The following is a 20236-nucleotide window of genomic DNA, read 5'->3' as shown; positions in this document are numbered from 1 at the left end:
TAGTCTGGTCTTATTTACCTGTGCTATACAGCTTAATTTTTTAGGCCTTTTCGGTTATTCTCCAACAAAAAAAGATATCGTTATGCCCACTTTAAATGTGGCATCTGAGCTATATACCGCAGATTCGGTGCTCATAGGTCGGTATTTTGAGGAGGATCGTGATCCCGTACCTTATGATAGTATATCCCATCATGTATTAAATGCCTTAATTGCTACAGAGGACGTTCGTTTCTATCAACATCGAGGCATCGATTTTTTGGGCTTGGTGTCTGGCGCTGCATCAACCTTAAAGGGTGACCCGCGAGGCGCCAGTACCATTACCCAGCAGTTGGCAAAAAATCTTTTTAAAACGCGCTATGCGCATTCTCAGGGCTTATTAAGTAAAATTCCTGGCATACGTATACTGATTACAAAATATAAAGAGTGGATGACGGCCTCCAAATTGGAGAGCAGGTATGCTAAAAAGGAAATTATTACCATGTACCTGAATACGGTATCCTTCAGCAATAATGCTTATGGTATTAAAACGGCGTCTTTACGGTATTTTAACAAGCTTCCGAGTGCTTTAACTATTAATGAAAGCGCCTTATTGGTGGGCATGCTAAAGGGAACCACCATTTATAACCCGATACGAAACCCTAAAAATGCGCTACAACGTAGGAATGTTGTCTTGTCGCAGATGGAAAAAGCAGGCTACTTAAAAAGTAATGATATGAAGGTTTTGTCTAAAGATTCCCTAAATCTTAACCTTAACTATCAGGATAAAAAAGATGCCAACGATTCTTACCTGCGGGCTGCAGTAGAGCGCTGGTTGGATAAGTGGAGCCAAGATAATGAGATTGATATTCATAAAGCCGGATTAAAAATCTACACCACAATTGATTCGCGCATGCAGACCATTGCAGAAGATGTTGTAGCCAAGAAGATGGAGGAGCTACAACGGCGTTTGAAGAATGTTTGGGGTAATGATGACCCTTGGCGGGATAAAGAAGGGAATATATTACCTGGATTTTTAGAAAATCATGCCCGGAAATTGCCGCTGTACTCCGCGTTAATGCAAAAATACAACAACAATGAGGAGGCTGTTTTTGCCGCACTTAAGGTTAAAAAAGAAATGGAGGTTTTTACTTGGAAGGGGATGGAGAAGGTGAACTATTCGACCATGGATTCGTTAAAACATTATATTATGATGTTAAATACGGGGATGATGGCCATGAACCCTTATAACGGTGAAATTAAGGTATGGGTGGGCGGCATAAATCACCATTACTATAAATTTGACCATGTAAATCAAGCCAAAAGACAGGCAGGATCGACCTTTAAGCCTTTTGCGTATATGGCTGCCTTGGAATCGGGAATGAGCCCTTGTGATAAGTTTGAAGATAAACCCGTAAAAATTGAGTTTACAAATAAAAAAGGAGAGCATGAAGTGTGGGAGCCTAAGAATGCCGATTGGTCGGTTTCACATCGTGAAATGTCTCTGCGCTGGGCTATGGCTCGTTCTTTAAATACCATAACCGCACAGGTTACCGAGGCCGTGGGATGGGATAGGGTGGTAGATATTGCACATCAATGTGGTATTGAGAGCAAATTGGAATCGGTGCCATCGGTAGGGTTGGGTTCCAATGATGTGTCGGTTTTAGAAATGGTAAGAGGGTATAGCACATTTATGAATGCGGGTAAACGTACAGAGCCTATTCTGGTATCTAAAATCGTGGATGCGGATGGGAATGTAATTGCAAGCTTTAAATCGGAGCAGAAGCAGGTTATTTCGCCAGAGAATGCGTGGTTAATGACCTATATGTTACGCGGTACCGTGGAAGAACCCGGTGGTACATCACAAGCGTTATGGGAGTGGGACTTGTTTCGAAATAATAATGAAATTGGTGGAAAAACAGGAACTTCTTCGGACTATGTAGACGGTTGGTATATGGGGGTAACAAAAGACTTGGTAACAGGTGTTTGGGTAGGCTGTGATGAACAAAGCATACACTTTAAATCCTCTGCCACAGGGGAGGGCTCGAAAACGGCCTTACCGATTTATGCAATGTTTCTGGAAGAGTTGTATAAACACCCAGAGCTTGGTGTTACCTTTGGTAAGTTTCCAGAACCTACAGTAGCTATTACCAAAGATTACAAGTGTCCTAGCCCACGTATTCGTGTTGAAACGCCTAGCGACAGTACGGAAACGGAAGATGTTGATCATTTGGAAGGGTTAGAGGGTTTAGAGGGCACTATTGATGCAAACAGTCAAGAGCATACGGAGCACCCCGAACAGAAATAATACGAAACCGTAGCCGTATAGGGGTAATTAAGACGATGGTTTAACCTTAATTTTAATATATACCAAGCAAATAACATAAATTATGAACAATAGACTTTGGACTTGTATCCTTAAGTTTGTCTTCTTTCTTTCACTGTTTATGGGTGCTGTGCCGGCAACGCAGGCACAGTATTTCGGACAGAATAAAATGCGTTACAAGAAACTGAATTTTAAGGTTTATGATACGCCACATTTTAACCTGTATTATTATTTAGACAACGACAATATGGTGCGTTGGCTGGCAAAGGAAGCCGAGGTCTGGTATGATCTACATCAGCAAGTGTTCCGAGACACCTTTAATCGTAAAAATCCAATTATTCTCTATAACAATCATCCCGAGTTTCAACAAACTACAGCAATCTCGGGCGAGATTGCTGTGGGTACAGGTGGAGTAACAGAAGGCTTTAAGCAGCGTGTGGTAATGCCTGTAATGCAAATTAATCAGCAAACACGGCATGTGCTGGGGCACGAGCTGGTGCACGCCTTTCAGTATCATTTATTAATGGATGGTAGCGATAGTACACGTATAGAAAATATGGCGAATATACCCCTTTGGATGATCGAGGGGATGGCGGAATATTTCGCTATCGGAAAAAAAGATGCCTTTACCTCCATGTGGTTGCGCGATGCCTATGTAAATCAGGATATTCCCTCCTTGAAGCAACTTACGGAGGAGTCTCATCGGTATTTTCCGTATCGCTACGGACAGGCATTTTTGTCGTTTATAGGTTCGACATATGGCGACACTGTACTTATGCCCTTATTTTTGAATACAGCAAAATATGGTTATGATTTAGCTTTTAAAAGAGTTTTTGGTTACGATGCACAAACCTTATCCACCTTATGGCGTAGTAGTATAGAAACTGCCTACCGCAATTTGGGCAAGGATACCACATCCAAACCTATTGGGGTGTCGTTAATCAATAGCAGCAATGCTGGTCGGATAAATGTGTCGCCCACGTTATCGCCAGATGGCAAGTATCTGGTGTTTTTATCGGAAAAGGATTTGTTTGGAATAGACCTCTATTTAGCAGATGCAAAAACGGGCGTCATACTTCGAAAGCTAGGCAGTAAGCTTACGAATAAGGATATTGATGAATTTAGTTTTTTAGAATCTGCCGGGGCTTTTTCGCCCGATAGTAAGAAGTTTGCTTTTTCGGTATTCCATCAAGGCAGAAATAAATTAATGGCGATAGACATCGAATCGGGTAAAACATTGTTTGTAGAAGCTATGGGCGATATTACGGAGTTTGCTAATATCAGCTGGGCGCCAGATGGGATTAACCTGGCTTTCTCGGGTTTAAAAAATGGCTATTCAGATTTATACACCTATAACCTCAATACTAAAAAGGTTACACAGCTTACTGATGATGTTTTCTCCGATTTTCAACCCAATTATTCCAGGGATGGCCGATATATAGTTTTTAGTACCGATCGTATGGCACTGCAATCGGATCGTAAAGCCGTGGATATACCTATGGGTATAGCGGTTTATGATTTATCAGATGGTACGGTTCGGAACTTGGATGTCTTTCCGGGGGCGAATAATTTAAATCCGAATTTTTCTGCAAGCGGGGAAGCCATTTATTTTCTCTCCAATAGGGATGGTTTTCGGAATATGTATCGTTATAATTTGGTTGCAGGAAGCGTGGAGCAGTTAACCGATTATTTTACGGGCATATCAGGGATAACCGAATATTCCCCCGCCTTGAGTATTTCTTCGACGGATGAAATCGTATATTCCTTTTTTAAGAAAAACAGATATGAGGTGTTTAAGGCCAGTGCCTCAGATTTTACGCCTGTTCAGGTAAATGCAAAGGAAATAGATTTTACTGCCGCCATGTTGCCGCCTTTTATCGGGCGCGGCGTGAATGTGGTCAATACCAATCTTCAGAATTTTAATGTTTTCACACGCATCGACGATCAACAGATCAGGAATATGGCGTATACACCCAAATTTAAATTAGACTATCTGGCGAATTCGGGCGTGGGTATGGCTGTAGGTTCGCGCTATGGTGCTGGTATGGTAGGAGGCATTCAGGGTATGTTTTCTGATATCCTAGGGTATAACCAGATTTTTAGCGCTTTAAGTATTAATGGCGAGATACAAGACTTCGGCGCGCAAGTTGCTTACATCAACAAACGAGGCCGTTGGAATTGGGGTGCGGTGCTTTCGCATATTCCTTATCGTTCGGGCTTCTTAAACTACGAGCAGCAGGATATCGGGGGAAATAAGGAGCTTATGCGTAACACCTATATTATTCGGAATTTTCAGACGCAAGCAGAGGCTTTTGTTGCCTATCCGTTTAATCGACACCACCGCGCAGAATTTGGTGCAGGTATTACGCGGTATAGTTTTTCTGGAACGCGGTTTACGGATCGTTATGACCCTAATAAACGTAGGTATTATAGTTATGAGCGTAAAAAGCTGTCCGACAGTGAGCTGGTTAATATCGAAGGTTTTGGTAAATTAAAGTCCTTTACCATCGAGCAGATTAATGCGGCTTTGGTTGGCGATAATACTGTTTTTGGTATTACGGCGCCCTTACAGGGCTATCGCTACCGGCTAGGCATTGAACAAGCTTTTGGGGATTACAATTTTTCTACGCTAAATATAGATCTTCGAAAGTATCAACGTATTAAACCGTTAACATTTGCCGCCAGGGTTTATTCGTATATGCGTTTAGGAAAAGATCAGGATGCTTTATTTCCCTTGTATATCGGTTATCCTTATTTAGTGCGGGGCTATGAATCACGGGAGTTTGATCCCGCAGGAAAATATACGATGCTGGATTTAATGGGATCAAAAACAGTAGTCGCTAATTTTGAAATAAGGCTTCCTTTTACAGGTCCTGAGAAATTAGCAGCCGCAAAATCGGATTTCTTGTTTACCGATTTGAATATTTTTGTAGATGCCGGACTTGCTTGGAATTCGGATAGTAAAATAAAGTGGGCTAAGGGCAACGCGGATAGGGTCTCTGTAACAGAAACAAATGGTGAAACCCGCCAGGTTTATGATAAAAATGTAAGGGTTCCCATGTTTAGTGCTGGGGTATCTTTGCGGATTAATGTTTTTGGTGCCATGATTTTAGAGCCTTACTATGCTATTCCATTATATACTGGACGTACTAAGTTCGGAACTTTTGGTCTGAACTTTACGCCGGGTTGGTAAAGTGCAGTGTTTGTAAGCCTTTAAATGGTATTTTAAGTCGTTGTTATAGCTTGGGCATATACAACGACTTTTTCTTTTGCATTAGGCCTTTCGCTGGCGACAATATTTAACCAGTTTGGATTAGTACGGCGGATAAGTTTTTCCTTTTGCATTTTTGTGTACCTGCTTATCTCTATTTTACGCCGTTGTGCTCCTGAAAAGCTATCAAACGCCTCCATATGTACTATTCTGTTGAAACGTATGGCGCTCCCCATTAGCAGGCTAGATGCCGATTGTAACTCAAAGAAGGTGAGTTGTATATCTTGGGTGTATCCAGCCTCTATGTAAACCCTATTCTGGTCTGTAACAATGTATACAAGGTGTTTTTCCATGGTTTCCACTAAATTATTTGGTTTTATTTATATTCTTTACTAATTTTATTGGCACAATATTACTAATAAAATTAGTATTTAAAAATATTTTTAAAAAATTCTTATGTCAAATATATCGAGCAACCTAAAGTTTTTAAGAAAAAAGAAACGTTTAACACAGCAACAATTCGCTGATGCTATGGGTGTTAAGCGTGCCTCTATTGGTGCTTATGAAGAAGATCGTGCCGAACCTAAATATGAATTGCTAAAAAAAATTGCAGACTTTTACGGGCTTACGATGGATGAACTTGCTAACGATACGATTGACGAAAAGTGGACTCAAGCCGCTAAGGGGGCTTCTTCGAACTTGCGTGTATTGAGTATTACCGTTGGTCAGGATAATCGGGAGAATATTGAACTTGTGCCTGTTAAAGCAAGTGCGGGGTATCTAAATGGTTATGCGGATCCGGAGTTTGTTAAGGAGCTGCCGAAATTTTCTTTACCTATGTTTAAACAAGGTACGTACAGGGCATTTGAAATTGCTGGAGACTCTATGCTGCCCTTGCAGAGTGGTGCCATTGTTATTGGCGAGTACCTGGAAAATTGGATGGATATAAAAGCTGGTCAGACTTATGTTATTGTGTCTAAAGATGATGGTTTAGTGTATAAGCGTGCTGCCTATAGTTTTAACGAGGAGAAGGGGTTGAAGTTGTTGTCTGACAATAAACTTTATGACCCGTATTGGGTGGAACCGTCTGAAATATTGGAGGTGTGGAAAGCGAAGGCTTTTATTTCAACAGAATTTCCGGAACCTTCGGCAGAGCCGAGTATGGAAGGTTTAACCGCCATGATGGCGCAGATGCAGAAAACGATTAATTCGGTGGTTGATGGAAAAAAATAAAAGGCCATATTTTGCTTTTGTCAAAAGAAATAGCTACTTTTGTAATATCTGAAAGGAAGGGGGCATCGTATGCCCCCTTTTTTAATTGAATAATAGGAAATTATGCAAGTTGAACAACGCGTTGAAGAATTAGTACAGGAGAAGATAGCAGACCGCAGTGATCTTTTTATAGTGAGCATTAAAATGCTGCAAAATGGGGTCTTATCGATTTTGTTAGATGGTGATAATGGTATTGCTATTGAGGATTGTGCTGCTGTAAGCAGGCATGTTGGTTTTCATTTGGAAGAAGAGAATACAATTGAGACAGCATACCGTTTAGAGGTTTCTTCGCCAGGTATCGACGCTCCTTTGGTATTGTTGCGTCAATATGTTAAAAACATTAACCGTGATGTTCGTGTTAAGCTTAGTGATGGTACAAAACGCGAAGGCAAGTTACTTGCTGCAACAGCAGAAAATATTACGATTCAGGAAAAAGTAAAAGAGAAGGGTAAGAAAGCAGCTTTAGTTGAAAGTATTATCCCTATAGCGCAAATAAAAGAAACAAAAGTGTTAATTTCATTTAAGTAAAAATGAGCAGCAGCAATATTAATTTGATTGACTCTTTTCAGGAGTTTAAAGAGTTTAAAAATATAGATCGTCCAACGGTTATTACGGTATTGGAAGAAGTATTTCGCAGCATGATCCGTAAGCGTTTCGGTACGGACGAAAATGTTGACGTTATTGTAAATCCGGACAATGGGGATTTGGAGATCTGGAGAACACGTACCGTAATGGAGGATGGGTTCTCGGAGGATGATGACCTAGAAATTGAATTGGCAGAAGCCCATCAATATGATGCTGATTTAGAGGTAGGTGATGATTTTATCGAACAAATTACCTTGGAAAGCTTTGGAAGACGCGCGATCCTTGCTGCTCGCCAGACGCTTGTATCTAAAGTTTTGGAGTTAGAGAAAGATGAAGTTTTCAAAAAATATAAAGATCGTGAAGGGGAGTTAGTAATTGGTGAGGTTTACCAGATCTGGAAGAAAGAAATCTTGGTGTTAGATGAAGATGGCAATGAGCTTATCTTACCAAAAACAGAACAGATACCTGCGGATTATTTCAAAAAAGGGGATAGCATACGCGCTGTTGTCTTTAAGGTTGATATGATGAATGCTAACCCTAAGATTATTATCTCGCGTACAGCGCCAGATTTCTTACAGCGTTTATTTGAGTTGGAGGTTCCTGAAATTTTCGATGGCTTAATTACCATTAAGAAAATCGTTCGTGAACCTGGGGAGCGTGCTAAAGTTGCTGTTGAATCTTACGATGATAGAATTGATCCGGTGGGTGCTTGTGTGGGTATGAAGGGTTCGCGTATTCACGGTATCGTTAGAGAATTGCGCAACGAGAATATCGATGTTATTAACTTTACTACGAATCATTCTTTGTATATCACCAGAGCGCTTAGCCCTGCTCGTATTACTTCCATCAAAATTGATGAAGAAAATAAAACAGCAGCGGTATATTTAAAACCAGATCAGGTTTCTTTAGCGATCGGTCGCGGTGGGCATAATATTAAATTAGCCGGTAAATTAACGGGGTATGAGATTGATGTATACCGTGAAAATGATGAGGTAGAGGAGGATGTTGACATCGAGGAATTCGGTGATGAAATCGATGGCTGGATCATCGACGAATTAAAGCGTGTTGGGTTAGACAGTGCAAAATCTGTTTTATCCTTAACGCATGAAGAATTGGTAAGACGTACCGATTTAGAAGAAGATACAATACAAGAGATTGTGCGTATTTTACAGGCGGAATTTGAATAATTCCGACCTGTAGCAAATAGCTTTCCAAGGAAAATGTAAATATTTGTTAAATACGTGTAAAAAAAACATATTTTTGTAAGACTAGAATATATTAGAGGTAAAAAATTAGATGACAGAAGGTAAAAGCATAAACTTACTAAAAGCAGCAAAAGAACTCAATATTGGTATTGGAACTGCGGTGGATTTTTTAAGCAAAAAGGGATTTGATGTAGACGCAAAGCCAACAACAAAATTGACTGCAGATATGTTCAATGTTCTTTTGCGCGAATTTCAAGGTGATAAAATCGCAAAAGATGAAGCTAAGCAAATTGTTATTGGCAAGATTCGTCGTGATGAATCCCCTGTAACAAGTAATGCTACAGCACCTCAAGATTCAGCGCCCTCAAAAAATGATGATAGTAAGGAGAGTGAAGAAGTCTTAGTAAAGAATGTATCTGCTACTACCCCTGCTAAAGAGGAACAGACCGAGGAGAACACGGGTTCTAGTGGACACCTTAAAGTGGTTGGCAAGATTAATCTTGATAATCTTGGTAAAGGGAAATTTAAGAAAGATACGGCCCCTAAGGCAACGGAACCGACAAAAGTAGAAGAGAAAGTTGAAGCACCTATAGTGCCTACAGCTGTACAGGAAGTTGTGAAAACTCCTGAAGCACCGAAAGCAGAAGTAAAGGTTGAAAATGAGGCTAAACCTGTTGTAAAGGAGGAGCCTAAAGTGGAGGTTAAACCTGAGCCGCAAATTCAGGAAAAAATTACACCAGCACCAGCACCAGCACCAGCACCTCAACCTCAGCCTCAGCCGGAAGTGAAAGCAGAAAAACCTGCTCAGCCTGAACTTAAGGAAGCTACAGCAGTGGCACCTAAGGAAGGTGAAAAAACAAACAGTCAAGATAATAAGCAAATAACAAAAGAACAACCTTCAGTGGTAAAAACTGAAATAAAACAGGAAGTGAACAAATCCGATAACAATTCTTCTAACAAGGGTGAGGCAGTCCGTACGGATGCTCCGAAAAATGATGGAGTAATCAGAGCGCGTTCTGAGAAACTAGAGGGCCCTAAAGTCGTTGGTAAAATTGAATTGCCAACCTTTAAGCCAAAAGAGAAGCCTGTAGCTTCCTCTTCAAATGCAAATCAGGACAACAAGCGTAAGCGCAAGCGTACACATAAACCAGGTGGTCCTGTGTCGCCAAACGATCAAAACAACCAGAACAATTCTAACAATCCGCAGAACAATAATAATACATCTGCTGGACAGAATAGAACACCTGGTCAAGGGCGCCTAGGCGATAATAGAAACACCAATAACAACAACCGTCCTGGTGGTAATAACCAGTATGGCGGTGGACGTGGTAGACCGAACGACAACAGAGGACGCGGTAATAACCACAATAATAACAGACAAGATGCTCCTAAAGAGGAATTGTCAGAAAAAGAAATCCAAGATCAAATCAAAGCTACCTTAGCACGCTTAAGCGGTGCTGGTAAGTCTGGGAAATTTGCGCAGCGCGCTAAATTACGTCGTCAGAAGCGTGATGATGTAGCGTTGTCGGCAGAGGAAGCAGCAATGGAGCAAGAATTGATGTCCAAAGTTTTGCGTGTTACAGAATTTGTAACGGCAAATGAACTGGCTAACTTAATGGATGCTCCGGTAACCAAAGTTATTGGTACATGTATGAACTTGGGGATGTTCGTTTCTATCAACCAACGTTTAGATGCGGAAACATTGACAATCGTTGCCGATGAGTTTGGGTATCAGATTGAATTCATAAAACCAGAAGATGAGGAAACTGCAGAACTGGAAGAAGCAGATAATGTTGATAGATTGGTAGACCGAGCGCCTATCGTTACCGTAATGGGGCACGTTGACCATGGTAAAACGTCTTTATTGGATTATATCCGTAAAGCGAATGTTACCAAAGGTGAGGCCGGTGGTATTACGCAGCACATTGGTGCTTATGCCGTAAATTTAGATGATAACCGTAAAATTACGTTCTTAGATACACCAGGTCACGAGGCCTTTACAGCGATGCGTGCACGTGGTGCGAAGGTAACGGATATTGTTATTATCGTTATTGCTGCAGACGACGCGGTGATGCCACAAACAAAAGAGGCTATCAACCATGCGCAAGCAGCAGGTGTGCCTATTGTTTTTGCCTTTACAAAAGTGGATAAACCTGGTGCTAATGCCGATAAAATCCGTGAACAATTATCTACTATGAATATTTTAGTAGAGGATTGGGGGGGTAAATATCAAGCGCAGGAGATTTCTGCTAAGACGGGTGAAAATGTAGAGCTTTTGTTAGAGAAAGTATTATTAGAAGCCGAATTACTTGAATTAAAAGCCGATCCAAAAAAACGTGCTGTAGGTTCTGTAATTGAAGCAGCTTTAGATAAAGGTCGTGGTATTGTTACGACAGTTTTGGTACAGGGTGGTACTTTACGTGTTGGGGATGCTATCCTTGCCGGATCGCACTCTGGTAAAGTTAAGGCTTTGACCAATGAAAGGGGAGAGCGTGTGAAGGAGGCTGGACCATCGGTTCCGGTGCAAATTTTAGGTATGTCTGGTGCACCTACAGCTGGCGATAAACTTTATGTAATGGAAAGTGAATCCGAGGCCCGTCAGGTTGCCAACAAACGTTTACAATTGCAACGTGAACAGGGTATGCGTGCAACCAAACATATTACCTTGGATGAGATTGGTCGTCGTTTGGCAATAGGTAACTTTAAAGAGCTTAATATTATTGTTAAGGGTGACGTGGATGGTTCTATCGAGGCCTTGTCTGACTCGTTATTGAAACTTTCTACCGACGAGATTCAGGTAAATATTATCCACAAATCTGTAGGTGCAATCTCGGAATCTGATGTCTTGTTAGCTTCTGCTTCCGACGCAATTATCGTAGGTTTCCAGGTAAGACCAACACAAGGTGCGCGTAAACTGGCAGAAAACGAACAGATCGATATCCGTTTGTACTCTATTATCTACGATGCGATTGAAGAAATCAAGTCTGCGATGGAGGGTATGTTAGAACCTAAGTTTGAGGAGAAAATTGTTGCTGAGGTTGAAATCAGAGAAACATTTAAAATCTCTAAAGTGGGTACTATTGCCGGATGTATGGTTCGTGAAGGAAAAATCAACAGAAATAACGATATCCGCATTATCCGCGATGGCGTTGTTATTCATACAGGTCGCTTAGCCTCATTGAAACGTTTCAAAGACGATGTTAAGGAGGTATCACAGGGATACGAATGTGGTTTGAATATTGATCGTTTTAATGATATCCAAGTTGGCGATATCGTTGAAGCATACGAACAAGTAGAAGTAAAAAGGAAGTTGTAATAAACGTTCCAATATAAAAAGAAAGAGCTGCCTTTATGGTGGCTCTTTCTTTTTATATCCGTTTTTATTTACTCAATCTAAATTTTATCTTTACCGTATATGTATAAATTTGAAGTAACAGCAATTATTCCCTTAGTAAATAACAATATATCCATTCGTTTTAAGGATTTAGATGGTAATTTTCCGCGCTACAAAGCGGGCCAGTTTTTAACCTTAGCTTTTCAATTCGGCGACAGAGAGGTACGACGGTCCTATTCTTTTAGCAGTGCTCCTGATATTGATGATTATTATGAAATCACCGTGAAACGAGTAGACAACGGGGAGATATCGCGTTTATTACACCATAAAACTCAAGTGGGTGATATTATAGATGTTATGGATCCGCAGGGTTTATTCGGATATGAGCCTCAACATGCGATTCCGAGAACTGTGTTTTTATTTGCCGCAGGTGTGGGCATTACCCCCTTATTGTCTATTCTGAAAACTGCCTTAATTAAAGAAAAGAATAGTAAAGTTGTTTTGGTATATAGCAATAGCGCACAAAAGCAAACGCTATTTTACGACGAACTGTTGGCCTGGCAGCAGGATTATCCGGAACGTTTACATATTGAATTTATTTGGTCGGATGCCAAAAATTTGCTTAAAGCCCGCTTAAACCGGGAATACCTTATACAGTTGGTTAAAGCGCATGTAGTAACCGGAGTGGAGCCTATATTTTACACCTGTGGCCCCTTGTTTTATATGGACTTATGTCGCTTTACCTTGTTGGGGATGGGTTTTCCTGATCATAATATCAAGCGCGAAACATTCCATTTTCCCGAGGAGGAGGAAGATGAGGACGAAAAGGACGAAGCGCCAGTGGATGAAACTACCTATGCGGTCACCTTACGTTTTAAGGGAGAGGATCACAGGTTGATGGTACCGTATAATAAAACCATTTTGGATGTGGCATTAGAGCATAAGCTTAAACTTCCATATTCATGTAAATCGGGCATGTGCAGCACCTGCATCTCGCAGGTGATTCAAGGCGCCGTACAGATGAGTTACAATGAGGTGCTTACCGATAGGGAGGTAGAAAATGGGCGTTGCCTGATTTGTACCGCACACCCGACCCTGCCTAATACCCATATTGAAGTCCTTTAAATGTCTAAAATCTTAATCTATGCAGCTGCGATTTTTAATTTTTTATTTTGTACTTTTTTCTTCTATATACAGCGCTGGTGCGCAGGCTTTGTATAAAATAACCTATCAGTATACACAGGATGGAAAATTGTTGGATCAAGATCCGGTTATTGTTTTTGCCGCTAAAGATAAGGCGTTTGTTACGCGCCAAACTGTGTTGGAGGGAAAGGCAGGTAGCATTTACGAAGAGACGATTATCGATGCCCAGCGTAAAGTACTTATTAAGGAGGCTACCTTATCGGTAAAGCAAAAAATATACAAAATAGATTCGGGAGCATTTGGGCGTTACACCTTTACGCCAGTAGGCGAGGGTCCGGAGCTGGCTGGTTTTAAAACTAAAAAAGTAAAGACTGTAATTAATTCAAATACTATCGAACTGGTATACACCGATAAACTAGGTCTTTATGCAGGACCTACTGACTTAGGTGTGGGTTTGGGTTTGGTGCTTGCCTATGAACGCAATGGAAATTCAGGCTTACGGGCAACTAAAGTTGAAGCCCTGAATGCCTGGCCTTTTGAGGTCCATACGAGCAAGTATAACAAGCCTTTAGATGCTTTAACCTATAGTGATATGCTATGGAAAAAAAGATTTGTACAGGTGCCCATATTTTCTAATGCCCAAATTAGTTTTCAGCCCGGGATACCATCAGACAGCATATTGCGCTTTGCAGAAGGTACAGTTATCCTGAAACGGGTTCAAATTCCGGAGGTCGCTAAACACAGCCAAGCCTTTATACAGCTGATAGAAAAATCCAATGGGGATGCTTATGACCGGACTGGTTCGGTATTTCTGATTGCCGAAGATCAGAAGCAAAGCTTCCTGGATGGTATGCGCCATGGGATGAAAACCTTGCCGCGTTATGATGCGGGTGATACGCAAGAGTATTGGGGCATGGTGCGTACCGATTCGTATGCTCCGATTTATGAGTTAATGCGTTTTTTTACACCATTTGGGGTTAAACATTTCAACGATAGGTTGCAGCTGAAGGGTAAAACCTGGCAGGATAGTGTAATCTATAGGCAAGATGTTTCCGAATTCTTACCCGTGCTATCGGGCAAAACAGTGTATATAGGCACCTACATTGGTAATTACGATAAAGGCGGCCATACCGTAAGCTTGGAGCTTACCATACATCCTGGCGCCTCAAATTACGCCTTAAACAGGGCTGTTATGGCCTTGTTCAATACCACCAATGTAATGGAAATGGGAGGACAAGGTTACGCTACGTTATTTGCCCATGAAAACGGTTTAACGGTTAATTTTACCTTGTCTCAGGATGTCAAGAATGCTAAACTCCGTTATATTACAACCGGGCACGGTGGCTGGTGGGCTGGCGACGAGTTTGTTCCTAAAGCCAACAGCATATTTCTGGATGGCAAACAGGCTTTTCGTTTTACACCCTGGCGTGTAGACTGTGGTAGTTATCGCTTGTACAATCCGGTATCAGGCAATTTTGAGAATGGCTTATCCTCCTCCGATTTAAGTCGCTCCAACTGGTGCCCAGCGACGGTTACCAATCCTGTATATATCGATCTTGGTGATTTAAAAGCCGGTCCGCATACCATTCGTGTGCATATCCCACAGGGTCCTGAAGCAGGTAATAGCTTTAGCTTTTGGAATGTAAGTGGAGCATTGCTCTATGATTAAAGACAATAATTATTAATTATTACTACTACGAAGGATGAAAATTATGTATCTCCTGTTGCTCCTAAGCTTTGGGCTGTCGACAGCAGCCTTAGCTCAACAGCCACATAAACTAGGTAAACTTACCAGTTCAAAACTTGATGAAGTTTCCGGAATTATACCATACGCCTTTAAACCCGGGTATTTTTGGGTGCATAACGATAGTGGAGATGACGCCAGTATATATCTTATAGATAGCACGGCAAACCTTAAGCTAACGGTTTCGCTGGAAGGTGTTAATGTAGTTGATTGTGAGGATATTGCTCGTGTCGACATTCGTGGTGAAAGTTATTTAATACTGGCCGATATGGGCAATAACAGCGGTAAACGCGATACCTTAAGTTTATATCTTTTTAAAGAACCTAGGTATGAAGGCAATGAAGTGGATATACAGGTGAAAAGGGAGGCTATACAACAGCTACGTTTCCGTTATAAGGATCATAAACGCGACGCTGAGGCACTCTTCGTAGACCCGAAGGATTTAACGGTCTATATTATTTCTAAACGAGACTTTAAGTCTACTGTATTTTCGTTTCCTTTAGTACCGCTTACCGATACCGTTCAGGAGCTAGAACCATTGCTGCAGCTTCCTTTTACTTTTACAACTGCAGCGGATATTACCACGGATGGCCGATATATTCTGATAAAAAACCTAAAGTCCATTATTATGTGGGAGCGTAAATCGGGTGCTGGCATTATAACGACGCTAAAGCAGCCTTTTAAAGAAATACCCTATGAAATTGAACCCCAGGGGGAGGCCATATGTTTTGACTTAACGGAAAGATATTTTTATACAATTTCAGAACGTCCTTTAGGTTTAGATGCTTATCTTTATAGGTATGATTACTAACCATATTGCCTTACTTTTATTATTTTTTATATTTTTTAATCGTAGTACCGCCGCCACAGTAGATACGGTTCAGGTGTATTCCCCAAGTATGGGTAAACCCATCCCAACGGTAGTCGTGCGGCCTGAAAACTCCAAAGAACAAACCATACCCACTTTATACCTGTTACATGGCTATTCCGGAAATTATGCTAACTGGGTAAATATGGTGCCGTATATAAAAACCCTGGTAGACCGCTATAGGTATCAAGTTGTCTGTCCGGATGGTGGATATGGGAGCTGGTATTGGGATAGTCCGAAGGATAAGAATTACCAGTATGAAACTTTTATTACCAAAGAATTGCTTCCTTATGTGGAAAGCAACTATAGGGTCTGTACGCATAAAACAGGGCGGGGGATTACGGGGCTGAGTATGGGCGGACATGGCGCGCTTTACCTTGCTATTCGGCACCCTGAATTGTTTGCTGCTGTCGGCAGTACTGCCGGGGGCGTAGACTTCAGACCTTTCCCAAATAACTGGGAGATTGCCGAACGTTTAGGCGCCTCCTTCGCTGAAAACAAAGACCTTTGGAGCCAAAATACTGTGCTGGAAATGCTGCATCTTATTAAGCCTGGTACTTTAAAACTATATATCGACTGTGGCACCGAAGATTTCTTTTACCAGGTAAACCAAGCGTTACATCAAAAATTAACGTATTACAATATTCCGCATACCTATGTTTCTATGCCGGGGAAGCACGATTGGAGTTATTGGTCGCAATCTATACTGTTACAAATGGCTTTCTTCGACCATGCTTTTAGAAATAATTAAGTTCCCGCTTTACCGCTAAGTATGAAAGTTTTTCTTGCTCCGATATTATTTTTGGCTCTATTTTTTTCTTTCGCCCATGGGCAGTCGAAATATACGCTTACGGGCTATGTTAGGGATATGGAAACCGGCGAAGTTTTAATAGGGGCATTGGTGCAGGCCGATAGTGTAACGAAGGGGGTAACCACGAACGCCTATGGTTTTTTTGTTGTAACGGTAGCGCAGCCTAGGATTAATTTGCGGGTAAGCCATATCGGTTATGCGCCCTATACAGAACAGGTTAGTATTGAGCCAGGCCGACATTTAAACATTGACATGAGGCCTGCAGGCAATCAGCTAGCGGAAGTTGTGGTGGCTGCGACCAATAAAAAAGACCATGTCGCTAGCGCGCAGATGGGCATCCTGGGTTTTACGATGGATGAGGTTAAAAATTTCCCCGTTTTATTTGGTGAAAGAGATATCCTCAAGACCATACAAATGTTACCCGGTGTCGCAAAAGGTGGCGAAGGGTCGGCAAACTTTTATGTTCGCGGTGGTGCTGGCGATCAAAACTTAATTCTTTTGGATGAAGCTACCGTATATAATGCCTCGCACCTAATGGGTTTCTTTTCAACTTTTAATTCGGATGCTATTAAAGATTTAGCGCTGTATAAAGGAGGTATTCCTGCACAATATGGCGGTAGACTATCGTCGGTTCTCGATATTCGTATGTTGGAGGGCAATAACCAAAAGTTTAGGACCGAAGGCGGACTCGGCCTAATTGCTTCCCGTATTAAGTTGGAGGGGCCTATTGTGGCGGGTAAAAGCTCCTTCCTGCTCTCAGGAAGACGCACCTATGCAGATATGTTCTTAAAGCTGTCGGGCGATGAAAAGGTCAATAAGAGTAAGCTTTATTTTTACGACCTAAATGCCAAAGCAAACTATCGATTTAATGCTAAAAATGCGCTTTATATATCCGGATATTTAGGGCGTGATGATTTGGGTTACGGTAAATTGTTTAACTTCGATTGGGGAAATAGTACCGTATCCTTACGTTGGAATCATGTTTTTAATTCGCAATTATTCAGCAATACGACTTTAATGTATAGCAATTTTAAGTATAATGTGAAGGTATCCAACGAAAATGTCGATTTTGGTATAGCCTCCAAAATTGAAAACTTTAATCTAAAGAAAGATTTCACCTACTTTCACCGTAATAACAGCAGCCTCCATTTTGGTTTTAATGTTCTCCATCAGCATATCGCACCAGCAAGTATCGATGCCAAGGAAAATGGAGGCGTCAATAATCTTGCGATTACAAAAAGAAAAGGCCTTGATGTAGCGGCATACCTGTCGCACGAATGGAAACCTATGGATTACCTGTCTTTAATTTATGGCTTGCGTGTCACCGATTTTATGGTCTTAGGGCCAGGGAATTTTTATCAGTTTGATGATACCGGCGATTTAACAAAGACTGCTAAGTACGGTACTGCTGTAGTAAAGCATTATGTAAACCTGGAACCACGCCTTTCTGCATCGTTTATTATCCATCCGCAACATAGTATTAAAGCATCCTTTAATCGTATAACGCAAAATCTGCATCAACTTACGAATTCTACATCTGCGTTACCTACCGACCAATATATCTTGACTTCGTTAAATGTTAAACCTCAGCTGGCAGATCAACTTTCCTTGGGGTATTTCACTGATTTTTCGGATAAAAATTATGAATTTTCGCTGGAGACATTCTATAAAAAAATGTACAACCAGATAGATTTTAGAAATGGTGCTGATTTGCAGGGAAATGAATTTATTGAAGGTGATTTATTGTATGGTAAAGGGAGAGCGTATGGTGCGGAATTTTTTTTACGTAAAACTAAGGGACGTTTTAGTGGCTGGATAAGTTATACCGTAGGCCGAAGTGAACGGCAGTTTAAGGGTATTAATGATGGCCATTGGTTTAATGCCCGCCAAGACCGTAAGCATGATGTTTCGGTGGTTGCCTCGTATAATCTAAATACCAATTGGACCTTGGGTGCTTCCTTTGTTTATTATACGGGTAATGCGGTTACGTTCCCTAGCGGTAAATATAATTTGAATGGTAAAACAATATTCTACTTTACCGAACGTAATGGGTACCGTATGCCGGATTATCACCGCCTTGACCTTTCGTTGACGTATGACCCTAAGCCGGTACAAGTTAATAAGCGGTTTCACTCCAGCTGGTCATTTAGTGTGTATAATGCATACCATAAAAAGAATGCGTATCTTATTGATTTTAGAGAGAAAAAGGATAATCCAAATTTAACAGAAGCCTATCAGATAGCTTTGTTTGGTATTATTCCATCCGTCACTTGGAATTTTAAATTTTAACTATGCGATTGTTTATTTATTTGTTTACTGTAAGCATTTTACTTCTGTCATGTGAAGAAGTAATACAGCTGGATTTGGACAGCATGGAAACAAAGTATGTCATTGAGGCGGATTTAAATAATCTTTCTGCAGAGCAGTCTATTCGAATTTCTCAATCGGTGGCTTTTGACGAGGAGGTTAACGCTAAGCCCGTCACAAATGCGGTGGTTTTTGTTAGCGATTCCCGTGGAAGGTTGTTTAAATTTGACTATAATCCAGAAGCGCAGCGCTATATCAATTCGAATTTTGCGGCACAGGAGCATTTGATATACCGTCTTAAAGTAACCATCGGTGATAACGAATTTTCTGCGCAAGCCAAGATGCCCAGTTATGTGCCTGTAGATTCTATACGTATTGCAGAGGATAAGATTTTGAAGGATACCTATTATTCCATAGTTATGAAATTTAATGACCCTGCGGGAGTTGAGAACTATTATAAATACGATATTTCCATAAACCAAAATCCCTTTAAATTTATATCCGTATTCTCTGATAAATATAACGATGGATTAAATGTTTCCCATACCATCACGAATCGAAAAAATACCATCGCCTATGGCGATGAGGTCTTGGTCCGTCGGCAGTGTATCGAAAAAGCAACCTATACCTTCTGGCAGGAAGTGCAAAAGGCAAACCCAGGGAATGCTGCTCCAACAAATCCAGTATCCAACATATCTAATGGGGCCTTAGGCTATTTTAGTGTGAGTAGTGCTATGGATTATAACGTTAAAATTAGCATGGATTCTCTGAACTAAAGCGTACAAAACTGATAGCCTTTTACTTTATAATGGTCTATCACTGCTGGAAGTGCATATTGCAGGCGTGCTGTGGCTTTTAAGTTGTCGTGAAAAACAATAATAGAGCCATTTCTGCCATATTTTAATACATTTTGTAGGCATTTTTCAGGGGTAATAGTAGTATCAAAATCACCCGACAACACATCCCAATAAATGCAATCAAAATTATCCTTTAGCAGGCGTAATTGAGATTTTGTCGCACGGGCATAGGGTGGGCGAAATAACTTGGTCTGTGTGAGCGCTTGGCATTTCATAACATTTTCATAATAAGTAGCATCGTCGTAATCCCATCCTTTAAGATGATTAAAAGTATGATTACCGACTTGATGGCCTTCCGCTTTAATGCGCTGGAATATTTCAGGATATTTTATAATATTTTCGCCCACACAAAAAAAAGTTGCTACAACTCCCTTTTCCTTTAAAAGGTCCAAAATCCAGGGAGTTAACGTTGGAATTGGCCCATCGTCGAATGTTAGATATAGCTTTTTATCGTTACGAGATTTGTTCCAGGTAACGTTTGGATAGTACCAACGCAAGAAGAATGGGGCATTTATAAAATACATAAGTTTTCCATCAAAATTTGGCTCAAATTTACTGAAATTTAGTTTAATGCCTTTCTTCATAAGTATGAATAAT

General features: G+C 40.9%; 14 protein-coding genes. 12 read left to right on the top strand and 2 right to left on the bottom strand.

Annotated features, from left to right (window positions below):
- Nucleotides 1–82 precede the first annotated feature (82 nt).
- On the top strand, nucleotides 83–2284 hold the full coding sequence (locus ACL9RF_RS05180; protein ID WP_422799532.1) for a transglycosylase domain-containing protein: 2202 nt from the start codon (nucleotides 83–85) through the stop codon (nucleotides 2282–2284).
- Nucleotides 2285–2366: 82 nt separating this feature from the next.
- Nucleotides 2367–5495 (top strand): peptidase MA family metallohydrolase, encoded by a 3129-nt coding sequence (locus ACL9RF_RS05175; RefSeq protein WP_422799531.1) that lies wholly within the window; start codon nucleotides 2367–2369, stop codon nucleotides 5493–5495.
- Between the two features lie 32 nt (nucleotides 5496–5527).
- On the opposite strand, the gene ACL9RF_RS05170 is transcribed toward ACL9RF_RS05175, so the two are convergent.
- On the bottom strand, nucleotides 5528–5866 hold the full coding sequence (locus tag ACL9RF_RS05170; protein ID WP_422799530.1) for a hypothetical protein: 339 nt from the start codon (nucleotides 5864–5866) through the stop codon (nucleotides 5528–5530).
- Between the two features lie 103 nt (nucleotides 5867–5969).
- On the opposite strand from ACL9RF_RS05170, the gene ACL9RF_RS05165 reads away from it, so the two are divergent.
- From ACL9RF_RS05165 to ACL9RF_RS05120, 10 genes are all read left to right on the top strand, one after another.
- On the top strand, nucleotides 5970–6746 hold the full coding sequence (locus tag ACL9RF_RS05165; RefSeq protein ID WP_422799529.1) for an XRE family transcriptional regulator: 777 nt from the start codon (nucleotides 5970–5972) through the stop codon (nucleotides 6744–6746).
- A gap of 102 nt (nucleotides 6747–6848) precedes the next feature.
- A complete protein-coding gene (gene rimP / locus ACL9RF_RS05160) occupies nucleotides 6849–7313 on the top strand; it encodes a ribosome assembly cofactor RimP (protein WP_422799528.1) in 465 nt (154 codons plus the stop codon).
- A 2-nt stretch (nucleotides 7314–7315) separates the two neighbouring features.
- On the top strand, nucleotides 7316–8557 hold the full coding sequence (gene nusA / locus ACL9RF_RS05155; RefSeq protein WP_422799527.1) for a transcription termination factor NusA: 1242 nt from the start codon (nucleotides 7316–7318) through the stop codon (nucleotides 8555–8557).
- Between the two features lie 109 nt (nucleotides 8558–8666).
- On the top strand, nucleotides 8667–11891 hold the full coding sequence (infB, locus tag ACL9RF_RS05150) for a translation initiation factor IF-2 (RefSeq protein ID WP_422799526.1): 3225 nt from the start codon (nucleotides 8667–8669) through the stop codon (nucleotides 11889–11891).
- Between the two features lie 99 nt (nucleotides 11892–11990).
- Nucleotides 11991–13034 carry a 2Fe-2S iron-sulfur cluster-binding protein gene (locus ACL9RF_RS05145; protein ID WP_422799525.1) on the top strand — a complete coding sequence of 348 codons (1044 nt, stop codon included), beginning with the start codon at nucleotides 11991–11993 and terminating at the stop codon, nucleotides 13032–13034.
- A gap of 19 nt (nucleotides 13035–13053) precedes the next feature.
- Nucleotides 13054–14721: a PNGase F N-terminal domain-containing protein gene (locus ACL9RF_RS05140; RefSeq protein ID WP_422799524.1), complete on the top strand. Its 1668-nt coding sequence runs from the start codon at nucleotides 13054–13056 to the stop codon at nucleotides 14719–14721.
- A 34-nt stretch (nucleotides 14722–14755) separates the two neighbouring features.
- Nucleotides 14756–15607, top strand: coding sequence for a hypothetical protein (locus ACL9RF_RS05135; protein ID WP_422799523.1), 852 nt, complete (start codon nucleotides 14756–14758; stop codon nucleotides 15605–15607).
- Nucleotides 15597–16415: an alpha/beta hydrolase gene (locus ACL9RF_RS05130; RefSeq protein WP_422799522.1), complete on the top strand. Its 819-nt coding sequence runs from the start codon at nucleotides 15597–15599 to the stop codon at nucleotides 16413–16415. Before ACL9RF_RS05135 ends, ACL9RF_RS05130 begins: the two co-directional genes overlap by 11 nt.
- A gap of 21 nt (nucleotides 16416–16436) precedes the next feature.
- Entirely contained in the window at nucleotides 16437–18764 is a 2328-nt protein-coding gene (locus tag ACL9RF_RS05125) for a TonB-dependent receptor (protein WP_422799521.1), read from the top strand.
- Nucleotides 18765–18766: 2 nt separating this feature from the next.
- Nucleotides 18767–19558, top strand: coding sequence for a DUF4249 domain-containing protein (locus ACL9RF_RS05120; RefSeq protein WP_422799520.1), 792 nt, complete (start codon nucleotides 18767–18769; stop codon nucleotides 19556–19558).
- Here the strand turns inward: ACL9RF_RS05120 and ACL9RF_RS05115 are convergent.
- Nucleotides 19555–20223, bottom strand: a complete 669-nt coding sequence (locus ACL9RF_RS05115) for a polysaccharide deacetylase family protein (RefSeq protein ID WP_422799519.1) — start codon at nucleotides 20221–20223, stop codon at nucleotides 19555–19557. The two genes, ACL9RF_RS05120 and ACL9RF_RS05115, sit on opposite strands and share 4 nt — an antisense overlap.
- Between the last annotated feature and the right edge of the window lie 13 nt (nucleotides 20224–20236).

The sequence above is a fragment of the Sphingobacterium sp. Mn56C genome (assembly GCF_049319645.1).
In the GTDB taxonomy this organism is placed as follows: Bacteria; Bacteroidota; Bacteroidia; order Sphingobacteriales; family Sphingobacteriaceae; genus Sphingobacterium.
The sequence above is the reverse complement of the archived record's forward strand: the minus strand, read 5'-3'. Positions and strand labels throughout refer to the sequence as shown.

Excerpts from the sequence above, each read along its gene's own strand:
- ACL9RF_RS05120 (WP_422799520.1), top strand. The coding sequence starts at position 18,767 with ATGCGATTGTTTATTTATTTGTTTACTGTAAGCATTTTACTTCTGTCA.
- ACL9RF_RS05125 (WP_422799521.1), top strand. The coding sequence starts at position 16,437 with ATGAAAGTTTTTCTTGCTCCGATATTATTTTTGGCTCTATTTTTTTCT.
- ACL9RF_RS05140 (WP_422799524.1), top strand. The coding sequence starts at position 13,054 with ATGCAGCTGCGATTTTTAATTTTTTATTTTGTACTTTTTTCTTCTATA.
- ACL9RF_RS05180 (WP_422799532.1), top strand. The coding sequence starts at position 83 with ATGCCCACTTTAAATGTGGCATCTGAGCTATATACCGCAGATTCGGTG.
- ACL9RF_RS05115 (WP_422799519.1), bottom strand. The coding sequence starts at position 20,223 with ATGAAGAAAGGCATTAAACTAAATTTCAGTAAATTTGAGCCAAATTTT.
- ACL9RF_RS05175 (WP_422799531.1), top strand. The coding sequence starts at position 2,367 with ATGAACAATAGACTTTGGACTTGTATCCTTAAGTTTGTCTTCTTTCTT.
- ACL9RF_RS05170 (WP_422799530.1), bottom strand. The coding sequence starts at position 5,866 with ATGGAAAAACACCTTGTATACATTGTTACAGACCAGAATAGGGTTTAC.
- ACL9RF_RS05130 (WP_422799522.1), top strand. The coding sequence starts at position 15,597 with ATGATTACTAACCATATTGCCTTACTTTTATTATTTTTTATATTTTTT.
- ACL9RF_RS05145 (WP_422799525.1), top strand. The coding sequence starts at position 11,991 with ATGTATAAATTTGAAGTAACAGCAATTATTCCCTTAGTAAATAACAAT.
- ACL9RF_RS05135 (WP_422799523.1), top strand. The coding sequence starts at position 14,756 with ATGAAAATTATGTATCTCCTGTTGCTCCTAAGCTTTGGGCTGTCGACA.
- infB (WP_422799526.1), top strand. The coding sequence starts at position 8,667 with ATGACAGAAGGTAAAAGCATAAACTTACTAAAAGCAGCAAAAGAACTC.
- rimP (WP_422799528.1), top strand. The coding sequence starts at position 6,849 with ATGCAAGTTGAACAACGCGTTGAAGAATTAGTACAGGAGAAGATAGCA.
- ACL9RF_RS05165 (WP_422799529.1), top strand. The coding sequence starts at position 5,970 with ATGTCAAATATATCGAGCAACCTAAAGTTTTTAAGAAAAAAGAAACGT.
- nusA (WP_422799527.1), top strand. The coding sequence starts at position 7,316 with ATGAGCAGCAGCAATATTAATTTGATTGACTCTTTTCAGGAGTTTAAA.